General features: G+C 56.4%; 15 protein-coding genes. 9 read left to right on the top strand and 6 right to left on the bottom strand.

Features of this window, described 5'->3' with window-relative positions; genetic code table 11:
- Positions 1-9: 9 nt before the first annotated feature.
- Positions 10-792, bottom strand: a complete 783-nt coding sequence (locus B9Z35_RS02630) for an SPOR domain-containing protein (RefSeq protein ID WP_108282102.1) — start codon at positions 790-792, stop codon at positions 10-12.
- Positions 793-804: 12 nt separating this feature from the next.
- On the bottom strand, positions 805-2,103 hold the full coding sequence (gene folC / locus B9Z35_RS02625) for a bifunctional tetrahydrofolate synthase/dihydrofolate synthase (protein ID WP_108282795.1): 1,299 nt from the start codon (positions 2,101-2,103) through the stop codon (positions 805-807).
- 56 nt (positions 2,104-2,159) lie between these two features.
- Between folC and B9Z35_RS02620 the strand changes: the two genes are divergently transcribed.
- The 5 genes from B9Z35_RS02620 (at position 2,160) to B9Z35_RS02600 (ending at position 5,439) form a co-directional block, all read left to right on the top strand.
- Entirely contained in the window at positions 2,160-2,519 is a 360-nt protein-coding gene (locus B9Z35_RS02620) for an arsenate reductase (protein ID WP_108282101.1), read from the top strand.
- A gap of 86 nt (positions 2,520-2,605) precedes the next feature.
- Complete coding sequence (locus tag B9Z35_RS02615) at positions 2,606-3,145, top strand: glycine zipper 2TM domain-containing protein (RefSeq protein ID WP_108282100.1); 540 nt, start codon at positions 2,606-2,608, stop codon at positions 3,143-3,145.
- Positions 3,146-3,260: 115 nt separating this feature from the next.
- Positions 3,261-3,578, top strand: coding sequence for a pyrimidine/purine nucleoside phosphorylase (locus tag B9Z35_RS02610; RefSeq protein WP_108282099.1), 318 nt, complete (start codon positions 3,261-3,263; stop codon positions 3,576-3,578).
- 21 nt (positions 3,579-3,599) lie between these two features.
- Positions 3,600-4,937 carry an argininosuccinate synthase gene (gene argG, locus B9Z35_RS02605; RefSeq protein ID WP_108282098.1) on the top strand — a complete coding sequence of 446 codons (1,338 nt, stop codon included), beginning with the start codon at positions 3,600-3,602 and terminating at the stop codon, positions 4,935-4,937.
- Positions 4,938-5,028: 91 nt separating this feature from the next.
- Positions 5,029-5,439, top strand: coding sequence for a low affinity iron permease family protein (locus tag B9Z35_RS02600; protein WP_108282097.1), 411 nt, complete (start codon positions 5,029-5,031; stop codon positions 5,437-5,439).
- A gap of 4 nt (positions 5,440-5,443) precedes the next feature.
- Here B9Z35_RS02600 and murB read toward each other — a convergent pair whose 3' ends face one another.
- Positions 5,444-6,496 carry a UDP-N-acetylmuramate dehydrogenase gene (gene murB, locus B9Z35_RS02595; protein ID WP_108282096.1) on the bottom strand — a complete coding sequence of 351 codons (1,053 nt, stop codon included), beginning with the start codon at positions 6,494-6,496 and terminating at the stop codon, positions 5,444-5,446.
- Between the two features lie 39 nt (positions 6,497-6,535).
- On the opposite strand from murB, the gene B9Z35_RS02590 reads away from it, so the two are divergent.
- Positions 6,536-7,021, top strand: coding sequence for a YajQ family cyclic di-GMP-binding protein (locus tag B9Z35_RS02590; RefSeq protein ID WP_108282095.1), 486 nt, complete (start codon positions 6,536-6,538; stop codon positions 7,019-7,021).
- Positions 7,022-7,098: 77 nt separating this feature from the next.
- Here the strand turns inward: B9Z35_RS02590 and plsY are convergent, their stop codons facing one another.
- From plsY to B9Z35_RS02575, 3 genes are all read right to left on the bottom strand, one after another.
- Positions 7,099-7,764 carry a glycerol-3-phosphate 1-O-acyltransferase PlsY gene (gene plsY / locus B9Z35_RS02585; RefSeq protein WP_108282094.1) on the bottom strand — a complete coding sequence of 222 codons (666 nt, stop codon included), beginning with the start codon at positions 7,762-7,764 and terminating at the stop codon, positions 7,099-7,101.
- A gap of 22 nt (positions 7,765-7,786) precedes the next feature.
- Positions 7,787-8,854, bottom strand: a complete 1,068-nt coding sequence (locus B9Z35_RS02580; protein WP_108282093.1) for an aldo/keto reductase — start codon at positions 8,852-8,854, stop codon at positions 7,787-7,789.
- A gap of 85 nt (positions 8,855-8,939) precedes the next feature.
- Positions 8,940-10,727 (bottom strand): acyl-CoA synthetase, encoded by a 1,788-nt coding sequence (locus tag B9Z35_RS02575; protein ID WP_233246452.1) that lies wholly within the window; start codon positions 10,725-10,727, stop codon positions 8,940-8,942.
- 25 nt (positions 10,728-10,752) lie between these two features.
- Between B9Z35_RS02575 and B9Z35_RS02570 the strand changes: the two genes are divergently transcribed.
- The 3 genes from B9Z35_RS02570 (at position 10,753) to prfB (ending at position 13,426) form a co-directional block, all read left to right on the top strand.
- Positions 10,753-11,658: an alpha/beta fold hydrolase gene (locus tag B9Z35_RS02570; RefSeq protein ID WP_108282793.1), complete on the top strand. Its 906-nt coding sequence runs from the start codon at positions 10,753-10,755 to the stop codon at positions 11,656-11,658.
- 82 nt (positions 11,659-11,740) lie between these two features.
- Positions 11,741-12,262: a hypothetical protein gene (locus B9Z35_RS02565; protein WP_146178934.1), complete on the top strand. Its 522-nt coding sequence runs from the start codon at positions 11,741-11,743 to the stop codon at positions 12,260-12,262.
- 59 nt (positions 12,263-12,321) lie between these two features.
- Positions 12,322-13,426 (top strand): peptide chain release factor 2 gene (gene prfB / locus B9Z35_RS02560; RefSeq protein WP_108282091.1). Its coding sequence is split into 2 segments (ribosomal slippage): positions 12,322-12,402 and positions 12,404-13,426, totalling 1,104 coding nucleotides; the frame shifts between segments, so codons are not numbered across the junction.
- The last annotated feature ends 6 nt before the right edge of the window (positions 13,427-13,432 follow it).

Genomic DNA, 13,432 nt, shown 5'->3' with positions numbered 1-13,432 from the left:
ACGGGCGCGTTACAGCGTCAAGACTTGCGGCTGCAAAGACAGCTGCTTGATCTTGCGTGCCACTTTGTCGGCTTCGTCGCGGCTGGTGAATGGGCCTACGCGCACACGCACGCGGCGGCCATCTTTACCTTCGATGACTTGGGTATACGTGGTAATGCCTGCCTTTTCTAGCTTGCTGCGCGTTTCGCGCAACTTGCCATCGTCCGAGAAGGTGCCTGCTTGCACCACAAAGCGAGCGCCTGTGTCTTTGGTATCGCTGGGCTTAGATGCAGGTTTAGCGTCAGCCTTTGTTTCGGCTTTGACTTCTGGCTTAACGGCGGGCTTGGTTTCCGTTTTGGCTGGCTCCAGCTTCGTTTCAGCCTTGGGCACAACAGCAGCCACTGCCGCTGCAGCAGCCAAGGCTGCTTCAGGCTTCACGTCGGCCTTGGCTTCTGCTTTTGGCTCGGGCTTGCTCTCGGTCTGCACTTCAGGTTTGGCATCAGGCACCACCTCTTCTTTGGCATCTAACCCTGCAGAAGCAGACAGCGGTTTTTGCTTAGAGGTATCCACCAAAGGCTTGGCAGTTGCACGGTCTGGAATGTCAACCGCAATGTCGACTGACACTGGGCGTGGCTGGGTGTCAAACAAGACAGGGAAACCAATCACGCCTAACACGACCAGCACCGAAGCGCCAATCAAACGGTGGCGGGCGCGTCGACGCATGGCGTCGACGCTCTCAGCGGGGGTGTTGCTGGAGTTGCCTTGCGGCTCGCTGGTCGCTTGACCGGGCAGTCGAAACTTGAAAAAAGCCATGTGAATGGGGTCTCAGGAGCTCAAATGTGGGGCGTCTAAACGGGGGATGCCATTCGCCAAAATCCCCCCGACCGTGAAGAACGATCCGAAGACCACAATTCTATCAGCGGGGTCTGCCGCAGCCACCGCGGCGTCCAGCGCAGCTTGTGGGCCGGGGTGTGTGCTGGCTTGCACGTCTTTGCGGGTGTTACCAGCCTGCCAAACTTCTTGCAGTTGCGTGGCTTTGGCTGCGCGTTCGGTAGGCAAATCGCAAAAATACCAACGGTCCACCAAAGGGCCCACACGCGCCAGCATAGGCGCCACATCTTTGTCGGCCATGGCGCCAAACACGACATGGGTGGTGGGATAAAAGCCCATGGCATCTAGGTTTTCGGTCAGTGCCGCCACGGCGTGTGCGTTGTGCGCCACGTCAAACACCAGCGCGGGCTGACCCGGAACGATCTGGAAGCGCCCTGGCAACTCCACCATCGCCAGCCCGTTGCGGATGGCTTGAGCAGTCACTGGCATCTCGCTGCGCAAGGCTTCAAGCGCGGCCAACACGCCGCTGGCGTTCACCAGCTGGTTGGCCCCGCGCAACGCGGGATAAGCCAAGCCGCTGTAACGGCGGCCACGCCCTGCCCAGCCCCACTGCTGTTTGTCGCCGGTGAAGTTGAAGTCACGGCCAAACAGCCACAGGTCTGCGCCAATTTCGGTGGCGTGGTCAATCACGCTTTGCGGCGGCACTGGATCGCTCACGATCACGGGTCGGCCCGTGCGCATGATGCCCGCCTTCTCGCGGCCAATGGTTTCGCGGTCGTCGCCCAAAAAATCCATGTGATCCAAATCGATGCTGGTGATGATCGAGCAAGTCGGGTCAATCACATTCACCGCATCCAAGCGGCCGCCCAAGCCCACTTCAAGAATCGCCACGTCGATGGGCGATGAGGCCATCAAACTCAAAATCGCCAAGGTCGTAAACTCGAAGTAAGTGAGTGACACCTCACTGTCTTGGGTACGCGCGGCTTCTACTTTTTCAAAATGCGGCAACAAGTCATCGGGCTGGACGGTTTCGCCATGCACCCGGCAGCGCTCTTGGAAATGCACCAAATGCGGCGAGGTGTAGACACTGGGGCGGTAGCCCGCTTCAAGCAAACAGGCCTCCAACATGGCGCAGGTCGAGCCCTTGCCGTTGGTGCCCGCCACAGTGATGACGGGGCAATCAAACTTAAGCGCCATGCGCTCGGCCACGGTGCGCACACGCTCTAGGCCCATGTCGATGTTTTTGGGGTGCAAACGCTCGCAATGCGCGAGCCAACTGGCTAGTGAATTCATTATCCAATTGTCGCCCACTGCCGTCGCCCCTTCGGTTTGCGGCATGATTCAGCCCCATGAGCAAAACTACCATTACCGTTTACGGCATTCCCAACTGCGATAGCGTCAAAAAAGCCCGCGTGTGGCTGACAGATCATGGCGTTGATTACGTGTTTCATGATTTCAAAAAACAAGGCGTGCCGCCCGAGGCCGTCGACCTGTGGCTCAAACATGTGAGCTGGGATGTGCTGGTCAACCGCAAAGGCACCACGTGGCGCAAGCTAGACGCTGCCTTGCAAGCCAGCGTGGTGGACAACGCATCCGCCCGCGCCTTGATGTTGGAACACGCCAGTGTGGTGAAGCGCCCCGTCTTGGTCAAAGGGCAAACCGTGATCGCGGGCGTCAACCCAGAAGCTTGGACTCGCGTTGTAGGGTGATCTTTTTCCAAGCAAGTTTTACCACCGCTTTACAGTGCATCGCAAGCAACGCACTACACTTCTGCCAAGTTAAAAAGGGATACCCCATGAAAAAATCATCTATTCAAAACACCTTGCTCGCCGGTTTGATGACCGTGTTCGCATCTGTTTCAGTGCAAGCTCAAGAAGTGGGCAAAGTCATTTCCAGCACCCCCATCATTCAACAAGTAGCCGTGCCACGCCAAGTGTGTAACAACCAACAAGTGGTGACCGGTGGTCAAAAGTCCGGTGCAGGTGCTGCAATGGGTGCCATCGCAGGTGGTGCAATTGGTAACCAAATCGGCAATGGCTCAGGTCGCGCCTTGGCCACTATGGCTGGTATTTTTGGCGGTGCCATCATGGGTGACAACGTTGAAGGCCCTGGCACCCCGGAAGTGAAAAACGTGCAAAGCTGCAGTCAGCAAATGTTCTATGAGAACCGCACCATGGCATACAACGTGGTTTACGAGTTCGCTGGCAAGCAATACACCGTGCAAATGCCTCAAGACCCAGGCCCAACCGTGCGTTTGCAAATCACCCCCATGGCCCCAGCGGCCAACACCAGCTACAGCAACGTGCCGCCACCCGGCTCTGCACCACGCTACTAAGCCAGTCATCACGCCAGTTTTGGTGTGATTCATAAGCAAAAGCCGCCTTCAGCGGCTTTTGTTGTTTTGGGTCACCTAAAATCTACGGTTTTGCAATTCATACCGAGCGCACACCATGACCACAGAAAAAATCGACAGCGTCAGCATCACCACCAAAGCCAATGTGTTTTTTGACGGCAAGTGCATCAGCCACGCCATCACCACAGCCAACGGCACCAAGCTGTCGGTCGGCGTCATCTTGCCTGCCACCCTCACCTTCAATACTGCAGCTCCCGAAGTGATGGAGTGCGTGGCTGGTTTTTGTGAATACAAACTCGACGGCAGCCAAGACTGGGTCAAGTCCAGCGCTGGCGAAAAATTCAATGTGCCAGGCAACTCGAAGTTCGACATTCGCGTGACCGAGCCTTACCACTACATCTGCCACTTCGGTTGATCGACGGCGGACATAAACACCATGAGCACCATCCTCCAACACCTCCCCAAGGGCCAAAAAGTCGGCATCGCCTTCTCAGGCGGCCTCGACACTTCTGCCGCCTTGCTGTGGATGAAGCAAAAGGGCGCTGTGCCCTACGCTTACACCGCCAACCTCGGCCAGCCCGACGAGTCGGACTACAACGAAATCCCACGCAAAGCGATGGAATACGGCGCTGAAAAAGCCCGCCTCATCGACTGCCGCAAACAACTCGCCCACGAAGGCATTGCCGCCATTCAGTGCGGTGCGTTCCACATCAGCACCGGCGGCATCACCTACTTCAACACCACGCCTTTGGGCCGTGCCGTCACAGGCACCATGCTCGTGGCTGCGATGAAGGAAGACGACGTCAACATCTGGGGCGATGGTTCCACCTTTAAGGGCAACGACATCGAGCGCTTCTACCGCTACGGTTTGTTGACCAACCCCAGCTTGAAAATCTACAAGCCTTGGCTGGACCAACTGTTCATCGACGAACTCGGTGGCCGCGCTGAAATGTCAGCCTTCATGACCGCCAACGGTTTTGGCTACAAGATGAGCGCCGAGAAGGCCTACAGCACCGACAGCAACATGCTGGGCGCAACCCACGAAGCCAAAGACCTCGAGAGCCTCTCTAGCGGCATGAAGATCGTCAACCCGATCATGGGTGTGCCCTTCTGGCGTGACGACTGTGTGGTGAAAGCCGAAGAAATCAGCATCCGTTTTGAAGAAGGCCAACCCGTTGCCTTGAACGGTGTCGAATACGCTGACCCTGTTGAGCTGTTCCTGAAAGCCAACGAAATCGGTGGCCGCCACGGTTTGGGCATGAGCGACCAGATCGAGAACCGCATCATCGAAGCCAAGAGCCGCGGCATCTACGAAGCCCCAGGCATGGCTCTGTTGCACATCGCTTACGAGCGTTTGGTGACAGGCATTCACAACGAAGACACCATCGAGCAATACCGCATCAACGGCCTGCGCTTGGGCCGCTTGTTGTACCAAGGCCGCTGGTTCGACCCACAGTCCATCATGTTGCGCGAAACCGCCCAACGCTGGGTAGCACGCGCCGTGACCGGCACCGTGACCCTAGAGCTGCGCCGTGGCAACGACTACAGCATCTTGAACACCGAAAGCCCCAACCTGACCTACGCCCCCGAGCGTTTGAGCATGGAAAAGGTGGAAGACGCCCCATTCAGCCCGCTCGACCGCATTGGCCAACTGACCATGCGCAACTTGGACATCGTGGACACACGCGCCAAGCTGGGCATCTACGCACACACCGGCTTGCTGTCGTTGGGCGAAGGTGCTGACATGATCAAGTTGGAAGGTGGCAAGAAGTAATCACTTCTGCACCCCCAATCAAAAAGCGACCTTTGGGTCGCTTTTTTTATTTGGAGGATGATGGCCACATCTGCATTGCACGGAGATCGCCATGAAAAATCCAAACTGGTACGCACGTTTCGCCAAGCAAACGGCGCGCACAAGCGGTCGCTCTTATGTGTTTGCACTGGCTGTGGGTGTGATCGGGATTTGGCTCATCACTGGTCCTTTGTTTGACTTCAGCGACACGTGGCAATTGGTCATCAACACGGGCACCACCATCGTCACGTTCTTGATGGTGTTTCTGATTCAAAACACACAAAACCGCGACACCGAAGCCATCCAACTCAAACTCGACGAACTGATCCGCGCGACCCAAGGCGCACACAACGCCCTGCTAGATTTGGAAGAACTCGAACAGGAAAATCTGCAAGTGTTCAAAAAGAAATACCAAGCGCTCGCACAAGATGCCAGGCGTCAGCTCGTTGAAGGCGGCTTAGACACGGGCACGCCAGAGGCATAAAGCCTCACACCACCACAGGCTCTGGCTCTAAGCGAATGCCAAACCGCTCATACACGCTGGTTTGAATGGCCTTGGCCAAGGTCATCACCTCGCCCCCCGTGCAAGGGTGCTCTTTGCCACCGACGTTGACCAACACCAAGGCTTGTTTTTCGTACACGCCCGCATTGCCCACGGTTTTACCTTTCCAGCCGCAAGCATCGATCAGCCAACCTGCTGCCAGTTTGATACGGCCGTCGTCCAGCAGGTAGTGCACCACCTTGGGCTCACGCGCGATGATGTCGTCGCACTGGTCTTGGGTGACGGTGGGGTTTTTGAAGAAGCTGCCTGCATTGCCAATGACGGCTGGGTCTGGCAGCTTGGCGCGGCGAATGGCACACACCCATTCAAAGATTTGTTGTGCCGTGGGGTTGCTGATGCTGGTCTCAGCCATTTTGCGTTCAAGGTCGAGGTAGCCCAGCACGGGCTTCCAGTCTTTGCGCAACAAGAACCGCACGCGGGTAATCAAAGCTTTGCCTGCCAAGCCCAAACCATTCGGGCCGCTGCTCACGTGCTTGAACACCGAGTCGCGGTAGCCAAACGCGCATTGCGCGGCATCGAGGCTGAAAGTTTGGCCGGTGGTCAGGTCAATCGCGTCCAGCGAGTGAAAGCGGTCTTGCAGCTCCACGCCGTATGCACCAATGTTTTGCACGGGCGACGCGCCCACGCTGCCAGGAATGAGGGCCATGTTCTCTAAGCCGGGCCAGCCGTTGTCCAAGGTCCATGCCACCAAGTCATGCCAGCTTTCGCCAGCGGCGGCTTCGACCACCCAAGCCTTGTCGGTTTCTTCGACCAAGCGCATGCCTTTGATTTCCACCTTGAGCACCAAAGGTTTCACATCCCCCGTCAGCACGATGTTGCTGCCACCACCCAGCACAAACTTGGGTGCTTCGCCCAAGGCCGCATCGGCCAGCACCGCCTGCACGTCGGCTTCGGTGTGCACACGGACCAGTTGCAGCGCTTTGGCTGAAATGCCAAAGGTGTTGTGCGCTTGAAGGGGGGTATTGGGTTCCACTAACATAGGGCGATTGTCTCATTCTGAATTTGAAAGCCGACTGCCATGCCTTCTTTTGACACCGTACTCGAACCCAACTTGGTCGAAGTGAAAAACGCCGTTGAAAACACTTCCAAAGAAATCGCCACCCGTTTTGACTTCAAAGGCACGTCTGCTGCCGTTGAACTCAAAGACAAAGAGATCACCATGTTTGGCGATGCCGACTTTCAGTTGGTGCAAGTCGAAGACGTGCTGCGCAACAAACTGACCAAGCGCGAAGTCGACGTGCGCTTCCTCGATAAAGGTGATGTGCAAAAAGTGGGCGGTGACAAGGTCAAGCAAGTCATCAAAATCCGCAACGGCATTGAAACCGAAGTGTCCAAAAAAATTCAACGCTTGCTCAAAGACAGCAAGATCAAAGTGCAAGCCGCCATCCAAGGCGACGCAGTGCGCGTGAGCGGCACCAAACGCGACGACTTGCAAGCTGCCATGGCCTTGATTCGCAAAGACATGACCGATTTGCCTTTGTCGTTCAACAACTTCCGCGACTAAGCAGCGTTTTACGCTTCAAACACAAAGGGCCTCAACAGAGGCCCTTTTGTTTTGTGTCTGCACATGGCAGCAAGCGTTTATGCCTGTGCTTCTGACTCTTCAGCTGGTGCTTCTTTCTTCGCACCAATCTTTGACTCTTGGCCCGACACCAAACGCTGGATGTTGTCTTTGTGGCGCATGAGCAGCAAGGCGCTCATCACCATCACAGCCAGCAATTCGGCTTCGCTCATTTGCCACACCGCTTGGTTACCCATCAAATAATAGGCAGGCGCCAGCAACGAGGCTGACAAAGCAGCCAGCGACGAATAGCGAAACACCACAGCCATCAGCAACCAAGTGCCCATCACCGCAGCACCCAGCAAAGGCTCCACACCAAACAACACGCCAGCAGCAGTGGCCACGCCCTTGCCGCCTTTGAAGGCAAAGAATACGGGCCACAAGTGGCCGATGAACGCCGAGATGGCCACCAAAGCCACAGCTTGGTCATCCAACCCAAAAGCTGAGCCATACAGCTTGACCAGCAACACGGGGAAGTAGCCCTTGAGCGCATCAAACAACAAGGTAGCGATGGCCGCTTTTTTATTGCCAGAGCGCAGCACGTTGGTCGCGCCTGGGTTTTGGCTACCGTAGGTGCGTGGGTCATCCAAACCCATCACACGGCTCACGATGACCGCGAAGGACAAAGAGCCAATCAAATAGCCGCCCACGGCCAACAAAACTAAGACTGAAGCGTCTGCAAACATCTAACTTTCCTTTTTTTAATTTTTATTGCGCGGGGTCGCGCATCTCCCAACGGATGGCATCAATCGCAGCCAACACTTCAGGCGACAAGGTAGTGCCCCATGCATCCAAATCTGCATCGAGCTGCGCCATCGACGTCACACCAATGATGGTGCTGGCCACTTGCCACTTGGTGTAACAAAACGCCAGCGCCATTTGCGACGGTGTCATGCCGTTTTCTTGTGCCAATGCGTTGTAGCGGCGGGAAGCCACCAACGACTCAGGACGGCCCCAGCGTTGCTTGCGCACGCTCTCATAACCAGAGATGCGCGCACCTTTAGGTGCGTCTGGGCCGGTGATGCCGCTCGCATCGTACTTGCCTGTGAGCAAGCCAAAGCCCAAGGGTGAATACGCCAACAACGACACATTCAAACGGTGGCAGGTTTCGTCCAAGCCGTTTTCATAGGTGCGGTTGATTAGGCAATACGGGTTTTGCGTGGTGGCCACGCGTGGCAAACCATGCTGCTCAGCCAAGCGTACAAACTCGTGCACGCCATATGGGGTTTCGTTCGACAAGCCGACATGGCGCACCTTGCCCGCCTTCACCAATTGCGCCAGCGCTTCGAGCTGGGCGTGAATGGTGATTTCAGAATTTTCTTTTTGAGGGTCGTAGTACACAGCGCCAAAAGCCGGCACATGGCGCTCGGGCCAGTGGATTTGGTAGAGGTCAATCACATCGGTTTGCAAGCGGCGTAAGCTGCCTTCGCAGGAGGTGACGAAGTCTTTGACGGTCAAGTTCAAGTGGTCCCGAATCCATGGCATGCCGCGTGAGGGGCCAGCCACTTTGGTGGCCACCACCAGCTTTTGGCGTGCACCTGGGTTCTTGGCAAACCAGTTGCCAATGATGGTTTCGGTGTGGCCGCAGGTCTCAGCCTTGGGCGGTACCGAATACATCTCAGCCGTGTCAATGAAGTTCACGCCGCGCGCCAGCGAGTGGTCGAGGATGGCATGCGAATCAGCTTCATTCACTTGTTCGCCAAAAGTCATGGTGCCCAAGCAAATGGGGGTGACATGCAAATCGCTGGTACCGAGCTGAACGAGAGGAAAAGTCATGGGTTGACTCCGAGGTTGGACGCTGATGAAAAACCCGACAAGTCTAAAGCCTTGCAGGTGCTTGAATTGGTTTTGCTGATTTGGCTTATTTGGCCTTGGCGCGCTCTTCTTCTTGCAAGCGCAACACACGGCGTTGCACCTTGCCCGTGGTGGTCATGGGTAGCTCGCGGATGAACTCAATCTCCTTGGGGTATTCATAAGGTGCGAGCTTGCCGCGCACGTGCGTTTGCAAGTCGGCCACCAACGCATCGCTGGCTTCGTGCCCTGGGGCTAGCACCACATAGGCTTTGACCAACGCACCGCGCTCAGCATCGGGCTTGGGCACCACCGCTGCGTTGGCCACCGCTGGGTGTTTGACCAAACAGTTTTCAATCTCACTCGGGCCAATGCGGTAGCCGGCCGCTTTGAACACATCGTCCGCACGGCCTTGGTACCAAAGGTAGCCATCTTCATCGCGCACCGCCATATCGCCCGTGCGGCACCAGTCGCCCGTGTATTTGCCCAAGGTTGATTTTTCGTTTTTCCAATAGCCCAAAAAGAAAATCGGGTCTGGCTGGCCGTGTTGGTTGTAACGGTTGAGCGCCACGTCGCCGGGCACGCCTGTGGGGCATTCTTGGCCTTCGTCATCAATCACCGCCACACGGTGGCCAGGGTAGCCCTTGCCCATGCTGCCGGGTTTGGCAGGCCAGCCCACGTTCGTGCGATGCGCTTTCACGCCTTCACCTTGCGTGGCCCACTCCATCGCGCAATTGCCCACGATGTAGTTGATTTCGGTTTGGCCAAACATCTCGTTCACCGTCACGCCCAGCTGCGTTTGGCAATAGCCAAACACCGCATCACCCACAGCTTCGCCCGCGCTCATCATGGCTTGCAGCTTGAGCTTGAACTGAGTGCTCGGCTTGGGGTAAGCCTTCATCATGGCCTTCAACGCGGTGGGGAACAAAAACGTGTGCGTCACGCCGTGCTGCTGCATCAGCGTGAATGCCAACTCTGGACTAAAGCGCCCATTCCACGCCACGATGGGGCGGCCAAAGTAGAGCGTTGGCAACAAAGCATCCATCAATCCGCCCGTCCAGGCCCAATCTGCGGGCGACCAAAAAACCGCATCGCTACCCGTGGGCAAATGCGCGGCGTTTGAGGGTTGAGCTGAAGTGGCTTGCGTTGCAAACCCAAACCAATTTTGGCTACACACAAAGCCAGTCAAGTTACCAATCAAGGCCCGATGCGGAATCAGTGCGCCTTTGGGCGGACCGGTTGTGCCACTGGTGTAAATCAACACCGCGCCTTCGTCCGCTTTGGTTTGCACCGCTGTGAAGGCGCGTTGCTGCGCGGCAATGGCGCTGGCGTAATCAACATCCACGTGCAGCATGTCAGACGCATTGCTCAGGTCAACACCCACCACCTCACGCAAAGCGGGGCATTGCGCACGCACTGCCAACACATTGCTGATGGACGATGCATCTGCAATGGCCACCACGGCCTCGCTGTCTTGCAAACGGTATTCCAAAGCTTCGGGGCCAAACAGCAGCGACAGCGGCATGGCCACCGCACCCATTTGCATCACGGCCACGTAGGCCACGGCTGTCTCAAAGCGTTGCGGCAGCACGATGGCCACGCGGTCGCCGCGCTGCACGCCAAGATCGCTCAGCACATGGCTCAGCGCATCCGCGGCTTGCTGCAACTGGGCATAGTTGTAGCTGTGAGGTGCAACGGTACGGCCGCTCGCATCGGCGGCAGCGTGCTCAACGATGGCCACACGCTCAGCAGCATCGGGCTGGGCCGCCCAACGACGGCTGCACAGCTCGGCCATGTTGAAGTGCTCTGGCACATCCCAGCCAAAGCCTTGTTGCATTGCTTCGTAAAAATCAGCCATGTCTCGTGTCCTTATGATTCGAACAATGTACCCAATCCAAAAGCCTTCCCGCAGCGAGTTTGTCCCAATCCGTCACCTGAGTTACCACGTCATGCAGTGGGGCACGCCCTCGCCCGACAAAACACCACTCGTCATGGTGCATGGCTGGATGGATGTGGCAGCCTCGTTCCAGTTCGTCATCGACGCCTTGAAAGACGACCATTGGGTCATCGCTCCCGACTGGCGCGGATTTGGCCTCACCGACACGTCCAACACTGACAACTTCTGGTTTCCCGACTATCTAGCTGACCTTGACCAACTGCTAGACCACTTCGTAGGCGAACAGCAGATCAACCTGCTAGGCCACAGCATGGGTGGTCATGTGGCAACCATGTACGCTGGCATACGGCCTCAACGCATTCAAAAACTCATCAACCTCGAAGGCTTTGGCATGCCCGCCACCCGTCCAGCCCAAGCCCCTGGCCGCTTGGCCAAGTGGATGGACGAACTCAAAGCCATGCAACGCGGCGAAATAAATCTCAAGTCCTACCCCAACCTTGAAGCAGTGGCGCAGCGGTTGATCAAAAACAACCCCCGACTGGGTTCGGATAAGGGACATTGGTTAGCTCAACATTGGGCGCGCGCCAACGATCAAGGCGAATGGCGCATCTTGGGTCATGCCGCTCACAAAGTGGTCAATGCCCAGTTATTCAAAACCGATGAGACCCAAGCCATTTATGAGCGCATCACCGCGCCGACCTTGTGTGTGGTCGCCCGCGATGACAGCATGAGCCAATGGTGGCGTGAAAGCTACACCTTGGACGAATTCATGCAACGCATTGCCGCCGTGCCCAACATCACCCATGCGGTCATCGAGGATGCGGGCCACATGCTGCACCACGACCAGCCTGAGCAACTCGCCAAATTGATTGAAAACTTTTTAAGTCTTTGATTTGTCATATGCCCCACTAAAATTCGATATCTAGCTTCGAATACAAACTTCAATGACATCCCTTAAAAAACTTCAAGCTGTCATGGCAGCCTTAGTTCTCACTGGCTCTTTGAGCGTTGGCAATGCTTTCGCTGGTGATGGTGGCCTGTATGACTGGCAGCCTTGCCCTGACAGCCTTGCAGAGGAAGGTGGCGCAGCGCCTGCCAAAAAGTGGGATTTAACCCTCTCCCCCTACACCTATCACTGGCACTACAGCGCCGAACACCGCCCTGTAAAGTTGGTGGCAATGGACAGCCATGTCGCGGGCGGACGTTTCTGCGGCATGGCCGTATTCACGAACTCTTTTGGACAAGCTTCCACCTATGTCTATGTGGGCAAGCAATGGGATGGCATTTTGGGCAACCCAAAACTGTTCTCTAAAGTGTCAGCAGGTTTGCTCTGGGGCTACCGTGGCGAATACAAGGACAAAATTCCGTTCAACCAAGCTGGCATCGCGCCTGCCATCATTCCGTCCATCGGCTACTACTTCACCCCAAAAGATTCGGCACAAGCCTATTTACTGGGTAATGCAGGGCTTTTGTTCGCCTATACCCGCAGCTTCTGAACTCGCCCTTGAACGTGAGAAAATATGCGGTTACTTAGACACCTAAAGAAGACCGCATCATGGAAGCAGAACGCATCAACCTCATTGGATCTACCCTCGCCGACCTGAGCGTGCGCACGGTAGATCTCCGGAGGTATCTTTGACTACGATGCCAAAGCTGAACGCCTTCGCACCGTTAATGCATCTCTAGAAGACCCCACCATCTGGAACGACCCCAAAAAAGCGCAAGAGCTGGGTCGTGAAAAGAAAGCCCTCGACGGCGTCGTCGTCACCCTCACCCGCCTGACCCAAGAGCTGGAAGACAACGCCGAGTTGTTCGAAATGAGCAAAGCCGACAACGACGAAGACGGCTTGATCACGATCGAGACAGACACCCAAGGCTTGGTCAAAACCATTGAAGAGCTCGAATTCCGTCGCATGTTCAGCAACGAAGCCGACCCGCTCAATTGCTTCCTCGACATCCAAGCCGGTGCCGGTGGCACCGAAGCCTGCGACTGGGCCAGCATGCTGCTGCGCCAGTACCTCAAGTACGCCGAACGCAAAGGCTTCAAAACTACTGTTGAAGACGAATCTGCAGGCGACGTGGCCGGCATCAAAGGCGCGACCATCAAGATCGAAGGCGAATACGCCTTTGGTTTGCTGCGCACCGAAACTGGTGTGCACCGCTTGGTGCGCAAGTCACCGTTCGACAGCTCGGGTGGTCGCCACACGTCGTTCGCCTCCGTCTTTGTGTACCCCGAGATTGATGACTCGATCGAAATCGACATCAACCCCGCCGACGTGCGCACCGACACCTACCGTGCTTCAGGCGCGGGTGGTCAGCACATCAACAAAACCGACTCTGCCGTGCGTTTGACCCACATGCCCACCGGCATCGTGGTGCAGTGTCAAGACGGCCGAAGCCAACACAGCAACCGTGACGTGGCGTGGAAACGCCTGCGCTCGCGCTTGTACGACTTTGAAATGCGTAAGCGCCAAGAAGAACAGCAAAAGCTCGAAGACACCAAGACCGATGTGGGCTGGGGTCACCAAATTCGCAGCTACGTGCTCGACAACAGCCGCATCAAAGACTTGCGTACCAACGTTGAAGTCTCGGCCACACAAAAAGTCTTGGACGGCGACCTCGATGCTTTCATCGAAGCGTCACTCAAGCAAGGTATCTAAGGAAAA

The sequence above is a fragment of the Limnohabitans sp. Jir61 genome (assembly GCF_003063545.1).
Taxonomy (GTDB): domain Bacteria; phylum Pseudomonadota; class Gammaproteobacteria; order Burkholderiales; family Burkholderiaceae_C; genus Limnohabitans.
The sequence above is the reverse complement of the archived record's forward strand: the minus strand, read 5'-3'. Positions and strand labels throughout refer to the sequence as shown.